This is a genomic window from Aliiroseovarius sp. (assembly GCF_030148435.1).
Lineage (GTDB): Bacteria > Pseudomonadota > Alphaproteobacteria > Rhodobacterales > Rhodobacteraceae > JASBTN01.
On the sequence record NZ_JASBTN010000061.1, the window covers coordinates 17,068 to 36,604 of the forward strand.

Here is a 19,537-nt window from a genome sequence, read left to right on the forward strand (position 1 = left end):
TCAGCTCTCCCCGGCCAATTTGGCGCCCAGCACCTCGTGGGTTTTCGTATCGCGTGTCACGACCAGCCAGGCGCCACAGCCCGCGCCGTGCCACCAGAGCTCATCCTGCGGGCCTGCGGGGTTGTCACGCAGGTGGATGTAATCGTTCCAGGCGTCGCTCCAGCCCTCGTCCGCCGGGCGGTCGAGCGCGACGCTCCTGTAGGTGAACTCGCGATGATCACGATCCCCGCAGAGGGGGCAAGGCAGGCGCATGGTCTACTCCCAACCGCAATTCGGCCCCGAGGGCCGGTAGAGACGATAAGTGACGAACTGGCCGGGCTTTTCGGCAAGGTCCAGCGCCCCGCCGCAGGTTTCGGAGCCATCGACCATCAGATAGTCGGTGCGGATTTCCAGCATCTTGTCGTCGATCCGGGTAATTTCCAGGCTGCCGCTGTCGCATTCCGACGCGCAGCGCCACCCCGCCCCGGCAGTCTTGTCGGCTTGGCAGAACAGGTACTGCACCAGTTTCTGCCCACCAAGCCCCGCGCGGGCGGCGTGGCCCTGGTTGGCGGCGACGACAACCAGGTCGGCGGTGGCCGTTTTTCCGTCCGATCCGGGGAAAGCCCCGAACATGATCTTTTCCACCACCTGGCCCGGTTGTCCGCGCAGATGATCCTTGTCATAGGCCCGGGTCCAGCAGCCGTCGAGCTCCTGTGACAGGGCAGGCCCGGTCATCAGGACAGCGGCCAGTGCCGCCTCAATGAAGATTGTGTTGCGCACCGGTTCCCTCCTCGTCCATGAGGCCACGGCCGGTCGAAAACCGGTCGAGACGAAGTTTCGCGGCACTGTCATGCGGCTGGCCGTTGGCCAAGAGATGGGCCGTCGCCCAGCCCGAACCAGGCACCGCCTTGAAGCCGCCGTAGCACCAGCCGGTGTTCACGATCAGCCCCTCGATGTGACAGGTGTCGATGATGGGTGAACCGTCCGGCGACATGTCCATGATACCACCCCAGCTGCGCAGAACGCGAGATTTTCCGATCGCGGGCATGAGAGTCATCGCGGCTTCCATCACATGTTCGGCCATCGGAAGGTTTCCGCGCGCCGCATAGGACGGGTAGAAATCGAGATCGCCCCCGAAGACCAGCCCGCCCTTGTCCGACTGGCTGATATAGAAGTGCCCCATGCCGAATGTGACCACCGTGTCGAGCGCGGGTTTCAGCCCCTCGGTGACAAAGGCCTGCAGCACGTGGCTTTCGACCGGCAGGCGCATGCCCGCCATGGCGGCGACCTGACCCGACCGGCCGGCGGCGACCATGGCGACCTTCCGGGCGCGGATCGGGCCGCGGGTTGTCTGCACACCGGTCACGCGGCCATTTTCCACGTCGATGCCGGTCACTTCGCATTGCTGGATCAGATCCACGCCGCGCCGGTCCGCCCCTCGGGCATAGCCCCAGGCCACCGCGTCGTGGCGTGCAGTGCCGCCGCGCGGGTGAAAAAGCCCGCCGTAGATCGGAAAGCGCGCATTGTCGAAATCCAGAAAAGGCACGTGTTTGCGCACCCCTTCGCGGTCCAGAAGCACCGCGTCATCGCCCTGGTTCACCATGGAGTTGCCGCGCCGCGCCGCGTAATCGCGCTGCCCGTCCGAATGGAACAGGTTGATGATGCCCCGCTGCGAATGCATGACGTTGTAGTTCAGCTCCTGCTCAAGCCCCTCCCAGAGGCTGAGCGAATGCGAATAGAATTCCGAATTGCCCGGCAGGTTGTAATTGGCGCGCACGATGGTGGTGTTGCGCCCGACATTTCCGCCCCCCAGATAGCCGCGTTCCAGCACCGCGACATTGGCGATGCCGTGTTTGGCCGCCAGGTAATAGGCGGTCGCCAGCCCGTGCCCGCCGCCACCGATGATGATGACGTCATACTCGGGTTTGGGCTCGGGGCTGCGCCAGGCCTTCTCCCACCCCTTGTTGCCGGTGAGCCCCTGTTTGAACACGGCCCAGGCAGAATATCGCATGTCGCTCTCCTTCGAGTCACGGTCGAGTGAACCGCGCCTTGGACGGATTATCAAGCGGGTGGATGGCGAAACGAATGCCGCTTTGCGACAGAAAACGTCGATTTCAAGCTGTGACCTTCGGTGCGACCGGCCGGGACGATACCCAATCCCGGGAACCCGCGCGGCACCTTCATGCGGCGACCGAGCGGCGCACCATATCCCAATAGATTTCCTCGATCCGCTCCGGCGACAGGCGGCCACCCTCACGATACCAGGTGTTCACCCCGGTCAGCATGGCAATGACCGCCCAGGTGGCCAGCTTTGTATCGGGCACGGTGAACTCCCCGGCCCGAGCGCCATCCCGCAGGATGGCTTCGAGCCCGTCCTCGTAGCGGCGGCGCAACTGCTCGATGATGGCGAAATTGTCCGGCTCCAGGTTGCGCAGCTCCATATAGGCGATGAACACCGCGTCCGGCCGATCGAGGTGGAAGCGGATGTGAAAACGGGTAAAGGCCTCCAGCCGGTCGGCAGGGCTGCCCCCCCCGGGTTCGGCGGCCCAGGCGTCGAGCAACTCTTCCATGTGGCTCTTCATCAGGTCGAAGAGCAGGCTCTGCTTGTCCTTGGTATAGAGGTAGAGCGCGCCCGCCTGCACCCCCACCTCTGCCGCGATCTGGCGCATGGAGACGGCGGCAAACCCGTGGCGCGCAAACAGGCGCAGGGCGGCATCGCGCACCCTGGGTCCGGTGATTTCGCTGTGAGATCCTGTTTTTCGGGCCATGGGACCATCGTAACTGAACGATTGTTCAAATCAAGCCGCCGCGTTGCGGCACCCCCGTGGCGGCAGGGTGTGGGCTCCCGCCCGCCGGGGCTGCCTGACGGCAGCCGCGCCGGTTGGGCATGGCTCACGCTCACGCGTGAGCCTGATGCCTCCGGCGGGGATATTTGGAGAAAGATGAAGGGCATGGCGGAAGGTCGAGAGGCGGGTGCACTTGCATCGCGTGATAATTTGCAGGCGCTCCGCTGGCATCCCTGCCGGGTTCCGAAACCTGCTTGCCCCGGCAAGCCGCGCAGCGTTATGGTCGCAACGACGAGCAATTGCGGACGGAAAGCCGAAACCTTGCGCCGGATCATCATGATAGCTCTGCTGGCCTTCGCCACCGGTTGTTCGAATGCGCCGCGCCTGGACACCGGCATGTCTGCCCGTGCCCGGGCGGCAGCCTACCCCGCGCTTGTGCCGCTTGGTCCCTTGCTGGCGGGGATTTCGCAGGAGCCCGGCAGCTACAGCCCTACTCTCCTGACCGGCAACCTTCCGGCCCGCGCTGCGGCCCTGCGTGCCCGCGCCGCCCGCCTGCGGGGGACCGTCGTGGACACCGCCGCCCGTGACCGAATGCGCGCCGCCATCGCCCGGCACGCCCGATAGGGCAGCCTTCACCCCGTTCTTCTCATTGCACCCCCTGCCCGCTTTGGGTAACAGACCTGCGAACAGATCAGCCAATTCCACGGGAGAGCGACATGACCCAACCCCTTCGCCTTGGCATTGCCGGACTGGGCACCGTCGGTATCGGCGTGGTCAAGATCGTCAAGAAACACGCCCAGTTGCTGGAGGCCCGTTCCGGCCGTCCGGTAACGATCAGTGCCGTTTCCGCGCGGTCCAGAAACAAGAACCGCGACATCGACATTTCGCAGTTCGCCTGGGAAGACGATCCGGTCGCCCTGGCAACCCGTGACGATGTCGACGTCTTTGTCGAGTTGATGGGGGGCTCGGAAGGTCCGGCCAAGGCATCGGTAGAGGCCGCCATTGCGGCGGGCAAACATGTTGTCACCGCCAACAAGGCGCTGTTGGCGCATCACGGCCAGGAGCTGGCCCGATCTGCCGAAGCCAAGGGCGTGATCCTGCGGTTCGAGGCCGCGGTGGCGGGCGGTATCCCGGTGATCAAGGCCCTGACAGAAGGGCTGGCGGGCAACGAGATCGACCGCGTCATGGGCGTGATGAACGGCACCTGCAACTACATCCTGACCCGGATGTATGACGCCGACCTGCCCTATGACGTGGTGTTCGAGGAAGCCAACCAGCTGGGCTATCTCGAAGCCGATCCGAACCTCGACGTGGGCGGGATCGACGCGGGTCACAAGCTCGCGCTGCTGGCGGCCATTGCCTTCGGCACCCAGGTGAATTTCGACGCGATGGAGCTGGAGGGCATTCAGCGCATCCAGATCGCCGATATCGAGCACGCCGCCGACATGGGCTACCGCATCAAGCTGCTGGGCGTGGCGCAGATGACCGGCCGTGGGCTGGAACAACGCATGTCGCCCTGCCTGGTGCCGGCAAGCTCGCCGCTGGGGCAGCTGGAGGGCGGCACCAACATGGTGGTGATCGAGGGCGACTCGATCGGTCAGGTCGTGCTGCGCGGCCCCGGCGCGGGCGAAGGTCCGACCGCAAGCGCCGTGATGGGCGATGTGATGGACCTGGCGCGCGGCTTTGCCGTGACGACTTTCGGCCAGCCGGCAGACACCCTGCGCCCGGTGCGCGGCGTGAAGGCGACCAAATCCGCGCCCTACTACCTGCGCATGACGCTTTTGGACAAGCCGGGCGCCATGGCCAAGGTCGCCTCGGTCCTGGGCGACGCGGGTGTCTCGATCGACCGCATGCGCCAGTACGGACACGAGGACAAGACCGCGCCTGTGCTGATCGTCACCCACAAGACCACCCGCGACAGCCTGGACATGGCCCTGTCCGGCCTGGAGGAAACCGGCGTGGTCGAAGGGGCGCCGGTGGCGATCCGGATCGAAGAGGTCTGAGGGCGCAGCTCCGCTACTCGCGCCATCCCCAAATAGTCAGACGCCTCCGCAGCCGCCGCGGGGGTGTTTTCCATTTTAGAGTCCGAAATGCGGGACGAAGCTGCCCCTCGGGACTTCTTTTGTTCTAACGAAATTCCCATGGTACTATTTGCTATCCGAAGGCAACTTGGAGGTGGCCATGGCTCTTCACAGAGACAGTATTCCGCAGATCAATGGCGGCGTGTTCCTCGACTATGCTGGCATGGAAACTGACATAATCTTTTCCAAGGGCATGGAGTTGCCCGGCTTTGCGTCCTACCCCCTTTTGGAATCGGAAGATGGGCGCAAGATGCTCGCCGAATACATGCGGGCATTCATAGAGGTTAGCAGGTCCCACGGTGCAGGCGTCATCATTGAAAGCCCGACTTGGCTAGCCAACAGGGACCGCGCGGCGCCATTGGGTTACTCGCCAAAAGACCTAGCTGCTCTGAACCGGCAGGCCATCGCACTCGTGTCAAAAGTTCGCTCAGAGGCGGGCGATCTTCCCACGATTATCTGCGGCATCATCGGGCCGCGTGACGACGCCTACGCCCCCACGGAACAAATGACTGCAAAGGAGGCTGAGGCCTATCACGCGGAACAGGTCAATGTTCTGGCTGAAACGGAGGCCGACATCATCGGGGGTTACACTGTTGCATATCCTGCTGAGGCAATCGGCATGGTTCAGGCGATCAAGAAAACTGGCATGCCCGCGATGATTTCATTCACCGTTGAGACAAACGGCAGGCTACCCACAGGCGAGACGGTGGGCGAAGCAATCGAACAAGTGGACGCCGCCACCGATGGTTTTGCGAGCTATTTCATGATCAATTGCGCACATCCCGACCACTTCGTCGACATCCTCTCGGATGAGCCTTGGATGCAGCGCCTACGAGGCGTCATGGCAAACGCATCGCGATGCAGCCATGCGGAACTAGACGAAGCAACAGAGCTTGATGACGGTGACCCGGTGGAACTTGGACAACAGCTCGCCGAAATTCACGGAAATCATTCCCAGATCAGCATTCTAGGGGGATGCTGCGGCACAGACATGCGCCATCTAAACCAGATCGCGAAGTCGGCCATCACCAACTGAATCGCCAAAAGAACACCACGTAGGATGACCGCTTCGGGCTCGAACCCGCCGTTGAGACTTGTCCAATTCCACAGGCTCCAACAGGATCTTCCACATCTCTTCAGGAAACCTCCCCGACGACACGCACAGTTTAGCAGCGCCGCCTTTCCCCCCACCGGGGCTGCGGGCGCAACGTCCGAACAGGCCACACCGCCCACCAGGCCGCCACCGCGAAGGTCCCGCGGGGACCGAGCGCCCGCGCCTTGCTGGGGCGCGAGCCGCAGGCGAGGACGATTTGCCCCCCAAATCACCCAACCGAAAACACCCCTTCCCGCTTGCCCCGGCGCCACGTGCGCACTAAACCGGCCTTTAACGCTTATTTGAAAGGACGTCCTCCCATGGCTGACAAAGTCGTCTTTGCCGACCGCATGCTCTCGCTGGGCCTTGCCCGTGTTTCCGAAGCCGCCGCGACCGCTTCGGCCACCCTGGTCGGCCATGGTGACGAAAAGGCCGCCGACCAGGCAGCGGTGAACGCCATGCGCGACCAGCTGAACCTGCTCGACATCAAGGGCACGGTCGTCATTGGCGAAGGCGAACGCGACGAGGCGCCGATGCTGTATATCGGCGAGGAAGTCGGCTCCGGCGAAGGCCCCGAGGTGGACATTGCGCTCGACCCGCTGGAAGGCACCACCCTGACCGCCAAGGACATGCCCAACGCGCTGACCGTCATCGCCATGGCCCCGCGCGGCACGCTGCTGCATGCCCCGGACGTCTATATGGAAAAACTGGCGATTGGCCCGGGCTATCCCAAAGACGTGGTCAGCCTGGAAATGTGCCCGTCAGAGCGGGTCAAGGCGCTTGCCGCCGCCCGTGGCTGCAAGTCCAACGACATCACCGTTTGCGTGCTGGAACGCCCGCGCCACGAGGAAATGATCGCCGACATCCGTTCGACCGGCGCCGCGATCCGCCTGATCACCGACGGCGACGTCGCTGGCGTGATCCACTGTGCCGAGGCCGACATCACCGGTATCGACATGTACATGGGCCGTGGCGGTGCGCCCGAGGGTGTGCTGGCGGCCTCCGCGCTGAAATGCATGGGGGGACAGATGTGGGGGCAGCTGACCTTCCGCAACGACGACGAACGCGGCCGCGCCCTGAAGGCCGGCATCACCGATCTGGACCGCGTCTATTCGCGCGACGAGATGGTCACGGCCGACGTGATCTTTTCGGCCACCGGCGTGACCGACGGGTCGGTCGTGCAGGGCATCAAGCGCGAGCCCGGCTGGCTGACCACCGAAACCCTGCTGATGCGGTCGAAAACCGGCTCGGTGCGCCGCATGATCTACAAGAACCCGGTAAACGACCACTGATGGCGTCCCCGCGCGCGCTGATCCTGATCGACATCCAGCAGGGGTTCGACGCCCCCGTCTGGGGCGCGCGCAACAATCCGGGGGCCGAGGCGAACGCCGCGCGGCTGCTTGACCACTGGCGGGCCCGTTCGTGGCCCATCTTTCACATCCAGCACCTATCGGTCACACCGGGTAGCCCGCTGAACCCGGACGGAGGGCGGATCGATTTCAAACCAGAGGTCGCCCCCCGGCCCGGCGAAACGGTTTTGGGCAAACAGGTGAACTCCGCCTTCATCGGCACCGATCTGGACGCGCGCCTGCGGGGCGGCGGGACCGAAGCCGTGACCATCTGCGGGCTGACCACGCCGCATTGCGTCTCCACCACCACCCGCATGGCTGCAAACCTTGGGTTTCAGGTCGAACTGGTCCATGACGCCTGCGCCGCTGTGGCAGCAGGGGCGGATGCGTCCTGGCGTGGTGGAGCGGGCTCGGATCCCGCGTTGATCCATCAGGCCGCGCTTGACCATCTGCATGGTGAATTCGCCTGTGTGATCTCCACCGAAGAGGCCCTGTCTTGAGTGATTTCCTGAATGTTTCCAGCTCCCTGACCGGCCGCCGCTGGGTCGGGCTTGACCTCGAAACCCAGCGCGCCGCCGAAGCGATGGCCCAGGCGACCACCCTGCCCGCGCCAGTCTGTACCGTGCTGGCCCGGCGCGGCGTGGCCACCGAGGACGCGCAGAGCTTCCTCGAACCCACCCTGCGCGACCTGTTGCCCGATCCGCGCGGGTTGAAGGATATGGAGGCCGCCGCCGCCCGCACCCTCACGGCGCTGGACAGGGGCGAGCGCATCGCGATCTTTGCCGATTATGACGTCGACGGCGCGACCTCGGCCACGCTGCTGATCGACTGGTTCCGTCAGGCGGGCCAGCGCGTCACGCTCTACATCCCCGATCGGATCGACGAGGGCTACGGCCCCAATGTCCCGGCGATGGAGGAGCTGGCCGCCAGTCATAGCCTGATCATCTGTGTCGACTGCGGTACGCTGTCCCACGAGCCCATCGCGGCGGCCAGGGCCAAGGGCGCCGACGTGGTTGTTCTGGACCACCACCTGGGCGGCGAGACCCTGCCCCCCGCGCTGGCCGTGGTGAACCCCAACCGCCAGGACGAGGCCGACGCGCCCGGCTACCTCTGCGCCGCCGGGGTGGTCTTTCTGATGCTGGTCGAGATGGGACGGCAATTGCGCGAGGCGGGCAAGCCAGGGCCGGACCTGATGTCCATGCTGGACCTCGTGGCGCTTGGCACCGTGGCCGATGTTGCGCCGCTGGTCGATGCCAACCGTGCCTTCGTACGCCAGGGGTTGAAGGTCATGGCCCGGCGCGCCCGCGTGGGGCTGGTGGCGCTGGCCGATGTCAGCCGCATGAACGAGGCGCCGAAACCCTATCACCTGGGCTTTCTGCTGGGCCCGCGCATCAACGCTGGTGGCCGCATCGGTCAGGCCGACCTGGGCGCGCGGCTGCTGGCCACGCAGGACCCGCATGAGGCCGCCGCGCTGGCCGAACGGCTCGATCAGCTGAACTCCGAGCGGCGCGAGATCGAGGATGCGGTGCGCCAGAACGCGCTCGCGCAAGCCGAGGCACGCGGGCCGGAGGCGCCGCTGGTCTGGGCCGCCGATGACGGCTGGCACCCGGGCGTGGTTGGCATTGTCGCCTCGCGCCTCAAGGAGACCACCAACCGGCCCGCCGTGGTGATCGGTTTCGACGGCGATGACGGCAAGGGTTCGGGCCGCTCGATCTCGGGCGTGGACCTGGGCGCATCCATTCAACGCCTGGCCGCCGAAGGGCTGATCCAGAAGGGCGGCGGGCACAAGATGGCCGCTGGCCTGTCCCTGTCGCGCGCGCAGCTTGACCCGGCGATGGAACGGCTGTCCGAACTGCTGGCAAAACAGGGCGCGGGGGATGCAGGACCGGCGGACCTGAAGCTCGACAGCCTGATGATGCCCGGCGCGGTCACGCCCGAACTGATCGAACAGATCGAGGCCGCCGGCCCCTTCGGTGCGGGCGCCCCCGGCCCGCGTTTCGCCTTTCCGGACGTGAAGATCCATTTCACCAAACGGGTTGGCACCGGCCACCTGAAAGTCACCTTCGGCGACGGCTTGTCCGCGCGGCTCGACGCCATCGCTTTCGGCGCATTCGACACCGATCTGGGCCCCGCCCTGGAAGCCCATGACGGCGCCCGATTCCACCTGGCAGGCCGGCTGGAGCTGAACGTCTGGCAAGGCCGGGTTTCCCCCCAATTGCGGCTGGAAGACGCCGCCCGCGCCGGGGGTTGATTTTTTCGCCCCAGGAACAAAATCCCACTTGCGCCCCCCGCGGCTTTTCCCTAGAACCCGCCTCACCACAGCGTGGCCCGTTCGTCTATCGGTTAGGACGCCAGGTTTTCAACCTGGAAAGAGGGGTTCGATTCCCCTACGGGCTGCCATTCTTCCCCCGAAATACCTCTCCTTTTTGTGCTTGCGACATGGAAGTGTCTCACGACTTCCGTGCCGTCGGACACCAGCGCTTCATCCGGTTTTCCTCCAACGCTCCGCTGTTTGGATGGCAAGCTGCGCCCGGGTGGTGTTCTTGACGGGCTTGGCAATGCTGGGGTCTACCGCTGGAAGTAGGTTTGTGCCGTCAGGGGACCAGCCCCGGGGAGGGTTGGCAGGGCGCGGTCAGATTTGGGGTGAAATTTTGCGCGCGTCAATTAATATGAGGGCCACCGGGACCGGCACAGCATCCGGAACAGGCCCGGCACTCAGGAAGAGAGAGAACACGAATGGGCGGTAAGAAAATCAGGAACATGGAGGAATTCGCATCGGTCAGCGGGATTTCCCGCCCGACGTTGTCCAAATACTTCAACGACCCGACCAGTGTCCGGGCATCCACCCGCAAACGCATTGAAGACGCGGTCGAGCGGTTCGACTATCGGCCCAACCTCTATGCGATGAATCAGAACCGGAAGCTGACCCGCAATATTGGCATTGTTGTTCCCTATCTTGCCGACCCGTTCTTCGCGGAAATCGCGCGTACCGTGGAAGAACATGTTCTTGAGACCGGGTATCGCCCGGTCCTTCTGGGCTCGCATGGCAGCCCGGAACTGGAGATCGAAAACCTCGAAAACCTGCGCCTGATCAAACCGGCAGGTGTTCTGTTGGCGCCCTCGGGGCGCACGTCGGACCGGGACGCCATTGCCGCGTTCTGCGACGAGGTCCCCACCGTTCTGTTCGACGCCAACATCGAAAATGTCGGAGAGGCTTTCGTGGGCTCGAACAACGACCAAAGCATTGGTCTCATAGTGGAATACCTGTGCCGCACCGGTGAGCCTCCTGTGTTCTTCGAGATGGAGAACCCGACGAACCCCAACGCCCACAAGAGACGCAATGCCTATATTGCCGCCATGGAAAGGCTCGACCACAAGCCGCATTTGATCCAGGCGCCCGGCGAAGGATGGGAGTTCGAGGAGATCGGGTTTCGCGAAGGCGCGCGGGTTGTGCGTGACCGGACCCTGCCAACCAATACGATCCTGTGCAGCAACGACCGTCTTGCCATCGGTTTCCTGTCGGCGGCCTATGAGGCCGGGCTGCGTGTCGGCATTGGCCAGGGCTGCGCCATGCGCGTCGCCGGCCACGACGACCACCCGTTCTCGCGGTACTCCTGCCCGACCCTGACGACGGTTTCGCAGGATTACAAGGCGATCGCCAAGAAGAGCGCAGAGATACTGATGCAGCGGATCGACACAGGCATTCCCGCTGATTCGCGTACGGAGACAGTTTTTGATGGCCGGTTGATCATGAGGGGATCGGCGTAACGGATTGTTTTGATCCGCAAATGTCAAAACTTTACGCGCGTAAATTTTATAATTGACGCAAGCGGCATTTTGTCGCTATCGTTCTCGGGACATCTACAAACGAGGAGGTAGAGGATGTTTGTTAAGAACGCACTTCGTGCGGCGACCGCCATTTCGCTGATTGCTGCAGGCGGCGCATCCGCCGAAACCATTACTATTGCGACCGTGAACAATGGCGACATGATCCGCATGCAGGGTCTGACCGATGACTTCACGGCCAAAACCGGCCACGAGGTCGAATGGGTCACGCTCGAGGAAAATGTCCTGCGTCAGCGTGTCACCACCGACATCACCACCAAGGGCGGTCAGTTCGACATCATGACCATCGGCATGTACGAAACCCCGATCTGGGGCGCCAATGGTTGGCTTGTTGCCCTCGACAACCTGTCGGAGGAATACGATGCTGCGGACATCCTGCCGGCAATGGCGGGTGGTCTGAGCCACGAAGGGACGCTTTACGCGGCGCCTTTCTATGGCGAAAGCTCGATGATCATGTACCGTACCGACCTGATGGAAAAAGCCGGTCTGGACATGCCCAAGGCCCCGACCTGGGATTTCATCCGTGAAGCGGCGGCTGCAATGACCGATCGCGACAATGAGATCAACGGCATTTGCCTGCGCGGCAAGGCCGGTTGGGGCGAGGGTGGTGCTTTCATCACCGCGATGTCCAACTCTTTCGGCGCACGCTGGTTCGATATGGACTGGAACGCGCAGTTTGACAGTGAAGCCTGGGCAAACACCCTGAACTTCTACAAGGGCATGATGGATGAAAGCGGCCCCGCCGGTTACGCCACCAACGGGTTCAACGAAAACCTGTCGCTGTTCCAACAGGGCAAATGCGGCATGTGGATCGACGCGACCGTTGCGGCATCCTTCGTGACCAACCCGGAAGATTCCACCGTGGCCGATCAGGTCGGCTTTGCCCTTGCGCCGGACACCGGCCTGGGCAAACGTTCGAACTGGCTCTGGGCCTGGGCTCTGGCCATTCCGGCAGGTTCTCAGAAACAGGATGCCGCCACCCAATTTATCGAATGGGCCACGTCGAAAGAATATATCGAGCTCGTGGCCGCGAAAGAAGGTTGGGCAAATGTCCCGCCGGGCGCGCGTATCTCGCTTTACGAGAACCCGAACTACCAAGCAGTTCCCTTCGCTCAGATGACCCTGGATTCGATCCTGTCGGCTGATCCGAACGACTCGACCGTGGAAGAATCCCCGTATGTTGGTGTTCAGTTCGCCGCCATCCCGGAGTTTGCTGGCATTGCCACTGAGGTGAGCCAGGAATTCTCGGCGGCCTATGCAGGCCAACAGACCGTGGAAGAAGCCCTGGCAAAAGCGCAGGCTCTGACAAATGACGCGATGGAAGCAGCAGGCTACCGCTAAGCTTTCTCCCAGCTGGGGGCGGTACACTCGACCGCCCCCGGCACTCCCAGACCACCCCAATATGTTATTGTTCATCTGAGGCGGCGCTTTGCTGCAAACAGAGGAGGTGTGCCCGATGGCGACCCAACATTCCCGATCAGCGGCGCGGCTCATGATGGCACCGGCGGTGGTTTTGCTCCTGGGGTGGATGCTTGTCCCCCTGACCATGACACTCTACTTTTCCTTCAAGAAATACCTGCCCCTGCGTGGTGGAGACCTTGGGTGGGTTGGTTTTGAAAACTACACTCGTTTCCTGACCTCAAGCGCCTTCTGGCCGTCCGTCCAGACCACCTTGATCATCGTCGGCGGCGTGTTGGCCATCACCGTGATCCTCGGTGTGCTCCTGGCGACCCTGCTGAACCAACCGATGTGGGGACAGGGCGCAGTGCGCATTCTGGTCATCGCACCGTTCTTCGTCATGCCGACCGTTTCGGCGCTGGTGTGGAAGAACATGTTCATGGACCCGAACTATGGCTTGCTGGCGCATCTGTGGAAGCTGTTTGGCGCGACGCCGATTGAATGGCTGAGCCAGGCTTCGCTGACCTCGATCATCATGATTGTATCGTGGCAGTGGCTGCCCTTTGCGACGCTGATCCTGCTCACCGCAATCCAGTCGCTGGACAGCGAACAGCTTGAAGCCGCCGAGATGGACGGCGCCCCGCCGATCAAACGTTTCGGCTATATCACCCTGCCGCATCTTAGCCGCGCGATCACCGTTGTGATCCTGATCCAGACCATCTTCCTGCTGTCGATCTTTGCCGAGATCTTCGTGACCACAGGTGGTGCATTTGGAACCAAGACGCTCAGCTATCTGATCTTCCAGCGTGTGCTGGAAAGCCAGAACATCGGGCTCGGCTCCGCCGGTGGTGTCTACGCCATCATCCTCGCCAATATCGTTGCGATCTTCCTGATGCGCATCGTCGGCAAGAACCTGGACGCATAAGGAGGGTTACTCATGGCTCGCTCGACCACAACGCAACGCAAGGCCCTGAACACCGCCTTCGCCTGGGGCATTGGCCTGCTGATCTTCTTCCCGATCCTGTGGACCATTCTCACCAGCTTCAAGACCGAGGCCACCGCAATCGCAGACCCGCCGGTCTTCGTGGGCTTCGAATGGACGCTGGAAAACTATACCGCCGTCCTGGAGCGCTCGAACTACGCCCGCTTCCTGTGGAACTCGATCATCATCGCCGGCGGCTCGACCATCCTTGGCATCATCATCGCCGTTCCGGCGGCCTGGTCCATGGCCTTCGTGCCCTCGAAACGGACCAAGGACATCCTGATGTGGATGCTGTCGACCAAGATGCTGCCTGCGGTTGGCGTGCTCTATCCGATCTACCTGCTGTTCATCAAGCTGGGGATCCTGGACACCCGGGTCGGCCTGACGATCGTCTTGATGCTGATCAACCTGCCGATCATCGTCTGGATGCTCTACACCTACTTCAAGGAGATCCCCGGCGAAATCCTCGAAGCGGCCCGGATGGACGGCGCCAGCCTGCGCGAAGAGGTGATCTACATCCTCACCCCGATGGCCATTCCCGGCATCGCCTCGACGCTTCTCTTGAACGTGATCCTGGCCTGGAACGAAGCCTTCTGGACGCTCAACCTCACCGCCGCCAAGGCGGCCCCGCTCACAGCCTTCATCGCCAGCTATTCCAGCCCCGAAGGCCTGTTCTACGCCAAGCTCAGCGCGGCCTCGACCATGGCCATCGCGCCAATCCTGGTCCTTGGCTGGTTCAGCCAGAAACAACTCGTCAGCGGCCTGACCTTCGGCGCCGTGAAATAAGGAGACAGACACATGGGACGCATCACACTGGATCAGGTCTCCAAGAGTTTCGGAGACGTTGAAGTCATCCCGCCGCTGGACCTGACCATCGAGGACGGAGAGTTCACGGTCTTTGTCGGCCCCTCGGGCTGCGGCAAGTCCACCCTGCTGCGCCTGATCGCGGGGCTGGAGGACATCACCTCGGGACAGATCCGCATCGACAGCCAGGACGCCACCAACGTGCCCCCCGCCAAACGCGGCCTGGCCATGGTGTTCCAGTCCTACGCGCTCTACCCGCACATGTCGGTGCGCAAGAACATTGCCTTTCCGATGAAGATGGCCGGCATTGCGCAGGACGAACAGGACAGACGCATCGAAGCCGCCACCACGGCGCTGAACCTGACGGACTATCTTGATCGCCGTCCCGGCCAGTTGTCGGGTGGCCAGCGTCAGCGGGTAGCGATTGGCCGGGCCATTGTCCGCGAACCCGCCGCCTTCCTGTTCGACGAGCCGCTCTCGAACCTCGACGCCGCGCTGCGGGTCGGGATGCGCCTGGAGATTTCCGAACTGCACGAACGGCTGAAGACCACGATGATCTACGTCACCCACGACCAGGTCGAAGCCATGACCATGGCCGACAAGATCGTCGTGTTGCAGGCCGGCGTGATCGAACAGGTCGGCAGCCCGCTTGAGCTTTACAACACGCCTTGCAACCGCTTCGTGGCCGGTTTCATCGGATCGCCCAAGATGAACTTCCTGGAGGGGGAAGCGGCTGCCAAATACGGGGCGCACTCCATCGGCATCCGTCCCGAACACCTGAACATCTCGACCGACGAAGGCGCATGGAAAGCGACTGTCGGCGTTGCAGAGCATCTTGGGTCGGACACGTTCCTTTATGTCCACCCGGAGGGCAATGAAGGGGAAACCATGACCGTGCGTGTCGACGGAGAATTCGCGGTGCGCCATGGCGACACCGTCTTCCTGACCCCGCGCGAGGATCTGATCCACAAGTTCGACGCCGAGGGGCTGAGAATTCCATAAGGCACAGGCCTTCCCAGCCATTGTTTGACGAAAGGTGAGCAGATGGAACCCTCCCCGACACATCATACGGGCCTCCCGCTTTCGAATGCATCGCTGCATGCCTTGCCGGATGCGGTCGCGCGCCCGAACTACGATCGCGCGGCGCTCAGGCCCGGGATCGTGCATGTCGGTCTGGGGAATTTCCATCGGGCACATCAGGCCTGGTATCTGCATCGGCTGATGCAGCACGGGCTGGCGCAGGATTGGGCAATCATCGGCGCGGGGGTGCGCCCTTATGATGCCGACATGCGAAACCGGCTGATCGAACAGGACTGCCTGACCACCCTGATAGAGCTGTCGCCAGACAACACCTCGGCCGAGGTCATCGGCCCCATGATCGACTACCTGCCGATCGAAGAAGGCAACGGTCCGCTGATCGGTCAGATCGCCGATCCGGCAATCCGTATCGTTTCCCTTACCGTCACTGAAAGCGGTTATTTCATGGACCAGGTCGATGGCGGCTTTGATGCCTCGCATCCCGACATTCAACATGATGTCGCGCAACCCGATCGCCCCCGCACCGTGTTTGGCGCCATTGTCGCCGCGCTGCGCCTGCGCCGGGCGGCGGGCCATGGCCCCCTAACCGTGCAAAGCTGTGACAATCTGCGTGGCAACGGTGCCATTACCCGGCAGGCGGTGGTGTCGCTGGCACGGGCTGGCGACCCGGAACTGGCCGCCTGGATCGACGCGTCTTGCAGCTTCCCGAATTCGATGGTCGATTGCATCGTGCCTGCCACCGGCCCGGCCGAACTGGACCTGGTGCGCAAGATGGGGATCGAGGATGCCGCCCCCGTCACCCATGAAAATTACCGCCAATGGGTGATCGAAGACGACTTCTGCGCAGGCCGCCCGGATTGGGACAGGGCCGGGGCGATCTTCACCGACGCCGTGCATGATTTCGAGACCATGAAAATCCGCATCCTGAACGCCGGGCACCAGGTTCTGTCCGGTGCGGGCGAACTTCTGGGGATCGCGACGATCGCGGATTGCATGGCCCACCCGCTGGTTTCCGCGCTGTTTCAAAAGGTCGAACTTGAAGAGATCGCGCCCTATGTCGCAGCGGTGCCGGGCATGACGCCGGCAGCTTACGCCGAGCTGATCGCGCGCAGGTTTTCCAACCCCGCTATCCTTGACACGACCCGCCGCGTTGCCTTTGACGGGTCGTCGCGTCATCCCGGTTTCATCTTTCCGATCCTGCGCGATGCGCTGGCGGCGGGAGGGCCGGTCGCCGGACTTGCCCTTGTCGAGGCCCTGTGGGCGCGCATGTGCGCGGGCACGCGCGAGGATGGCTCGGTGATCGAAGCGAACGATCCGATCTGGCCGCGGCTCTCCGCCGCCGCCGAGGCCGCAAGAGAGCGTCCGATGGCATGGCTCGAACAGTCGGCGATCTATGGCGATCTTGCCGAAAACCCGCGATTTTCGGCGGATTTCTGCCGCTGGCTCGACATGATCTGGAACCAGGGCACAGCGGCTACCCTCGAGGCCTATATCCGAGACTGTCAAACAGGAGCGGTACAATGATCCTCTGCTGCGGAGAAGCCCTGATCGACATGATCCCTACCCCGACCGGGTCCGGCCCGGACGGGTTCGTCCCCCATTCCGGCGGGGCGGTGTTCAATACCGCGATTGCCCTGGGGCGGCTTGGCGTGCAGACCGGCATGCTGACCGGGTTGTCGAGCGACATGTTCGGGCGCCAGCTTGCGGAATCCCTCAAGGCCAGCCATGTCGACACGTCGCATGTGGTTCTTTCGGACAGGCCCACGACACTGGCCTTTGTCCGCCTCGTCGATGGCCACGCGACCTATTGCTTCTTCGATGAAAACTCTGCCGGGCGCATGTTGGACCAGGCCGATTTCCCTGCACTGTCCAGCGAGGTCTCGACCCTGTTTTTCGGCGGGATCAGCCTTGCCTGCGAACCCGCGGCCGACGCCTATTCGACGCTTCTGGCGCGCGAATCCAGAGGGCGCGCGGTCATGATCGACCCAAATATCCGCCCCCGGTTCATCAAGGATATCGTCCGCTACCGCTCCCGGCTGGACCGCATGATATCACATGCGGATATCGTCAAGGTTTCGGACGAAGACCTCAACTGGCTTCTGCCCAGCCCGCTTTCCCTGCACGAGAAAGTGTCGGTGCTTCTCGAAAAGGGTCCGTCCGCCGTCATCCTGACCCGCGGCGGCGAAGGCGCGACCGGCTTCCTCGCGGATGGCTCGGAAGTGCGGGTTGCCGCGGAACGGGCCGAAATCGCGGATACCGTTGGCGCGGGCGATACTTTCAACGCGGGGGTGCTGGCCAAGCTGTCCGAGTTGGGCTGCCTCACCAAGGCACATCTGCAAAACCTGACCACTGACACGCTGCGGTTGGCGATGGAACACGGCGCCAAGGTGGCCGCTGTTACCGTATCGCGCACCGGCGCCAATCCCCCCTGGGCGAGAGAGCTGTGACATGCCGATTTCCCTGGCTTTCCACTGCGGCAATACCAGCGCCACCTCCGGCCTGACGACTGGGACTGTCATCAACAGGTTTGGTCGCATTGACCGTGGCGTCTTGATCAGCAGCGGCCGCCGGATCGGAACGCCATTGCGGTCTGCCGAAACACGCGAACAGGTAAGCTGACCCATGGTATCGCGCGTCATACCGGTTGATCCCTTTGACCTTGTCCTCTTCGGCGCGACCGGGGATCTGGCCCGTCGGAAAATCCTGCCGGGGCTGTTCCATCGGTTCGTCGTCGGGCAGATGCCACAGGAGGCAAGGATCATCGGCACGGCGCGATCCGACATGGACCGGGAGGCCTTTGTCGACCTGACCCGGACGAGCCTTCTCGAATTTTCTCCCGTCGCCCTGGACCGGGGCGAGTTGCTCGAGAGTTTTTTGGACAAGATCGACTATGTGCGGGTCGATGCGGCCGGAACGGACGGCTGGAACGCGCTGGCAGGGGCGCTGCGCCCGGACACCGTGCGCGCCTTCTACCTGTCGGTTTCGCCCGCCCTGTTCGGCCCGATTGCGAGCCGGTTGAAGGATCACGGGATCGCCACCCGGGACAGCCGCATCGTGGTCGAGAAACCGTTCGGCCATGACCTGGCCTCGGCCAAAGCGCTCAATGCCGATCTGCGCCAGAGCTTCGACGAGCATCAGATCTACCGGATCGACCATTACCTCGGCAAGGAAACCGTGCAGAATCTGATGGCGCTGCGTTTTGCCAATTCCCTGTGGGAACCGCTGTGGAATTCGACCCATGTTGACCATGTCCAGATCACCGTCGCCGAAAGCCTCGGCGTCGAGGGGCGCGGCGAATATTATGATCAATCCGGTGCCATGCGGGACATGGTGCAGAACCACCTGATGCAGCTCCTGTGCCTGACCGCCATGGAGCCGCCGTCGAAATTCACCTCCGACTCGGTGCGAGACGAAAAGGTGAAGATCATCGAGGCGCTGGAGCCGGTGGCGCAATCCGACATCGTACGTGGCCAATACCGGGCGCAAGGCGCGGCGGGCAGCTATCGCGATCATGCCGGCAACCCCAGGAGCCGCACCGAGAGCTTCGTCGCGATCAAGGTCAATATCGGCAACTGGCGCTGGGCGGGTACGCCGTTCTACCTGCGCACGGGCAAAAAGCTCCGTGCCCGCGCCTCCGAGATCGCCATCGTTTTCCGCGACCCGCCGCACATGATCTTTCCCAAGATGGAAGGGCGGCGCGGCAATGCCTTGATCATCCGGCTGCAACCGGACGAAGGCATCACGCTTCGCAACACGATCAAGGAGCCCGGCCCCGGCGGTTTCCGCCTTGCCGAAGTGTCGCTGGACATGACCTTTGCCGACGCGCTGGACCAGCCTGCCGAACCGCAGGATGCCTACGAGCGCCTCATCATGGATGTGATCCGCGGCGACCAGACCCTGTTCATGCGTGGCGACGAGGTCGAGGCGGCTTGGGCCTGGGCCGATCCGCTTATTTCCGGCTGGGACGAGGCGGGGCTTGTCCCCGCGCCCTATGACCCCGGCGGCTCCGGCCCCGAGGACGCTCTGATGCTTTTGCATCGCGATGGCCGACGCTGGCGCGAGGTCGAGGGCTAGGTCACACAGTGGCTTTGGGCGGCCTGGCCGGTAACGGGCGCCCCCGGCGGAAACAGGTCTGCAAGTGGGTCACGCTGCGTTTGCACGCGGGTGAAAACAGAAGGGCC

At 63.2% G+C, this 19,537-nt stretch carries 18 protein-coding genes and 1 tRNA gene; 15 read left to right on the top strand and 4 right to left on the bottom strand.

All coding sequences use genetic code 11. The annotated features are described in order from the left end of the window. The 4 genes from Q1V43_RS10995 to Q1V43_RS11010 all read right to left on the bottom strand — a co-directional run bounded on the left by Q1V43_RS10995 (window position 1) and on the right by Q1V43_RS11010 (window position 2,747). Complete coding sequence (locus Q1V43_RS10995) at window positions 1-252, bottom strand: sarcosine oxidase subunit delta (RefSeq protein ID WP_300517746.1); 252 nt, start codon at window positions 250-252, stop codon at window positions 1-3. Window positions 253-255: 3 nt separating this feature from the next. Continuing rightward, window positions 256-759, bottom strand: a complete 504-nt coding sequence (locus Q1V43_RS11000) for a hypothetical protein (RefSeq protein ID WP_300517747.1) — start codon at window positions 757-759, stop codon at window positions 256-258. Then, window positions 737-1,990, bottom strand: a complete 1,254-nt coding sequence (locus tag Q1V43_RS11005; RefSeq protein WP_300517748.1) for a sarcosine oxidase subunit beta family protein — start codon at window positions 1,988-1,990, stop codon at window positions 737-739. Before Q1V43_RS11005 ends, Q1V43_RS11000 begins: the two co-directional genes overlap by 23 nt. 169 nt (window positions 1,991-2,159) lie before the next feature. Beyond that, entirely contained in the window at window positions 2,160-2,747 is a 588-nt protein-coding gene (locus Q1V43_RS11010; RefSeq protein WP_300517749.1) for a TetR/AcrR family transcriptional regulator, read from the bottom strand. A 354-nt stretch (window positions 2,748-3,101) separates the two neighbouring features. On the opposite strand from Q1V43_RS11010, the gene Q1V43_RS11015 reads away from it, so the two are divergent. From Q1V43_RS11015 to zwf, 15 genes are all read left to right on the top strand, one after another. Next, entirely contained in the window at window positions 3,102-3,389 is a 288-nt protein-coding gene (locus Q1V43_RS11015) for a hypothetical protein (protein WP_300517750.1), read from the top strand. 92 nt (window positions 3,390-3,481) lie between these two features. Further along, a complete protein-coding gene (locus tag Q1V43_RS11020; RefSeq protein ID WP_300517751.1) occupies window positions 3,482-4,768 on the top strand; it encodes a homoserine dehydrogenase in 1,287 nt (428 codons plus the stop codon). Between the two features lie 178 nt (window positions 4,769-4,946). Continuing rightward, a complete protein-coding gene (locus tag Q1V43_RS11025) occupies window positions 4,947-5,882 on the top strand; it encodes a homocysteine S-methyltransferase family protein (RefSeq protein ID WP_300517752.1) in 936 nt (311 codons plus the stop codon). 377 nt (window positions 5,883-6,259) lie between these two features. Next, the gene (gene glpX / locus Q1V43_RS11030) at window positions 6,260-7,231 is read left to right on the top strand and encodes a class II fructose-bisphosphatase (protein WP_300517753.1); all 972 of its coding nucleotides are present in this window, start codon (window positions 6,260-6,262) and stop codon (window positions 7,229-7,231) included. Then, on the top strand, window positions 7,231-7,788 hold the full coding sequence (locus Q1V43_RS11035; protein WP_300517755.1) for a cysteine hydrolase family protein: 558 nt from the start codon (window positions 7,231-7,233) through the stop codon (window positions 7,786-7,788). Before glpX ends, Q1V43_RS11035 begins: the two co-directional genes overlap by 1 nt. Next, entirely contained in the window at window positions 7,785-9,539 is a 1,755-nt protein-coding gene (gene recJ, locus Q1V43_RS11040) for a single-stranded-DNA-specific exonuclease RecJ (RefSeq protein ID WP_300517757.1), read from the top strand. Before Q1V43_RS11035 ends, recJ begins: the two co-directional genes overlap by 4 nt. 74 nt (window positions 9,540-9,613) lie before the next feature. Then, window positions 9,614-9,688: transfer RNA gene (locus Q1V43_RS11045), tRNA-Glu, on the top strand. 336 nt (window positions 9,689-10,024) lie between these two features. Then, window positions 10,025-11,056 (top strand): LacI family DNA-binding transcriptional regulator, encoded by a 1,032-nt coding sequence (locus Q1V43_RS11050; RefSeq protein ID WP_300517759.1) that lies wholly within the window; start codon window positions 10,025-10,027, stop codon window positions 11,054-11,056. 114 nt (window positions 11,057-11,170) lie between these two features. Beyond that, complete coding sequence (locus Q1V43_RS11055) at window positions 11,171-12,475, top strand: sugar ABC transporter substrate-binding protein (RefSeq protein WP_300517760.1); 1,305 nt, start codon at window positions 11,171-11,173, stop codon at window positions 12,473-12,475. Window positions 12,476-12,590: 115 nt separating this feature from the next. Then, on the top strand, window positions 12,591-13,457 hold the full coding sequence (locus tag Q1V43_RS11060) for a sugar ABC transporter permease (protein ID WP_300517761.1): 867 nt from the start codon (window positions 12,591-12,593) through the stop codon (window positions 13,455-13,457). A gap of 12 nt (window positions 13,458-13,469) precedes the next feature. Next, on the top strand, window positions 13,470-14,300 hold the full coding sequence (locus tag Q1V43_RS11065; RefSeq protein ID WP_300517762.1) for a carbohydrate ABC transporter permease: 831 nt from the start codon (window positions 13,470-13,472) through the stop codon (window positions 14,298-14,300). 12 nt (window positions 14,301-14,312) lie between these two features. Then, entirely contained in the window at window positions 14,313-15,320 is a 1,008-nt protein-coding gene (locus tag Q1V43_RS11070; RefSeq protein ID WP_300517763.1) for an ABC transporter ATP-binding protein, read from the top strand. Window positions 15,321-15,362: 42 nt separating this feature from the next. Continuing rightward, entirely contained in the window at window positions 15,363-16,880 is a 1,518-nt protein-coding gene (locus Q1V43_RS11075; RefSeq protein WP_300517764.1) for a mannitol dehydrogenase family protein, read from the top strand. Further along, entirely contained in the window at window positions 16,877-17,803 is a 927-nt protein-coding gene (locus Q1V43_RS11080) for a carbohydrate kinase (protein ID WP_300517765.1), read from the top strand. Before Q1V43_RS11075 ends, Q1V43_RS11080 begins: the two co-directional genes overlap by 4 nt. A 175-nt stretch (window positions 17,804-17,978) precedes the next feature. Next, window positions 17,979-19,430, top strand: a complete 1,452-nt coding sequence (zwf, locus tag Q1V43_RS11085; protein ID WP_300517769.1) for a glucose-6-phosphate dehydrogenase — start codon at window positions 17,979-17,981, stop codon at window positions 19,428-19,430. The last annotated feature ends 107 nt before the right edge of the window (window positions 19,431-19,537 follow it).

What these genes read in the sequence shown, in the direction of transcription:
- Q1V43_RS10995 (WP_300517746.1), bottom strand. Translation starts at nt 252, where the DNA reads ATGCGCCTGCCTTGCCCCCTCTGCGGGGATCGTGATCATCGCGAGTTC.
- Q1V43_RS11005 (WP_300517748.1), bottom strand. Translation starts at nt 1,990, where the DNA reads ATGCGATATTCTGCCTGGGCCGTGTTCAAACAGGGGCTCACCGGCAAC.
- Q1V43_RS11010 (WP_300517749.1), bottom strand. Translation starts at nt 2,747, where the DNA reads ATGGCCCGAAAAACAGGATCTCACAGCGAAATCACCGGACCCAGGGTG.
- Q1V43_RS11015 (WP_300517750.1), top strand. Translation starts at nt 3,102, where the DNA reads ATGATAGCTCTGCTGGCCTTCGCCACCGGTTGTTCGAATGCGCCGCGC.
- Q1V43_RS11020 (WP_300517751.1), top strand. Translation starts at nt 3,482, where the DNA reads ATGACCCAACCCCTTCGCCTTGGCATTGCCGGACTGGGCACCGTCGGT.
- Q1V43_RS11025 (WP_300517752.1), top strand. Translation starts at nt 4,947, where the DNA reads ATGGCTCTTCACAGAGACAGTATTCCGCAGATCAATGGCGGCGTGTTC.
- glpX (WP_300517753.1), top strand. Translation starts at nt 6,260, where the DNA reads ATGGCTGACAAAGTCGTCTTTGCCGACCGCATGCTCTCGCTGGGCCTT.
- Q1V43_RS11035 (WP_300517755.1), top strand. Translation starts at nt 7,231, where the DNA reads ATGGCGTCCCCGCGCGCGCTGATCCTGATCGACATCCAGCAGGGGTTC.
- Q1V43_RS11050 (WP_300517759.1), top strand. Translation starts at nt 10,025, where the DNA reads ATGGGCGGTAAGAAAATCAGGAACATGGAGGAATTCGCATCGGTCAGC.
- Q1V43_RS11055 (WP_300517760.1), top strand. Translation starts at nt 11,171, where the DNA reads ATGTTTGTTAAGAACGCACTTCGTGCGGCGACCGCCATTTCGCTGATT.
- Q1V43_RS11060 (WP_300517761.1), top strand. Translation starts at nt 12,591, where the DNA reads ATGGCGACCCAACATTCCCGATCAGCGGCGCGGCTCATGATGGCACCG.
- Q1V43_RS11065 (WP_300517762.1), top strand. Translation starts at nt 13,470, where the DNA reads ATGGCTCGCTCGACCACAACGCAACGCAAGGCCCTGAACACCGCCTTC.
- Q1V43_RS11070 (WP_300517763.1), top strand. Translation starts at nt 14,313, where the DNA reads ATGGGACGCATCACACTGGATCAGGTCTCCAAGAGTTTCGGAGACGTT.
- Q1V43_RS11075 (WP_300517764.1), top strand. Translation starts at nt 15,363, where the DNA reads ATGGAACCCTCCCCGACACATCATACGGGCCTCCCGCTTTCGAATGCA.
- Q1V43_RS11080 (WP_300517765.1), top strand. Translation starts at nt 16,877, where the DNA reads ATGATCCTCTGCTGCGGAGAAGCCCTGATCGACATGATCCCTACCCCG.
- zwf (WP_300517769.1), top strand. Translation starts at nt 17,979, where the DNA reads ATGGTATCGCGCGTCATACCGGTTGATCCCTTTGACCTTGTCCTCTTC.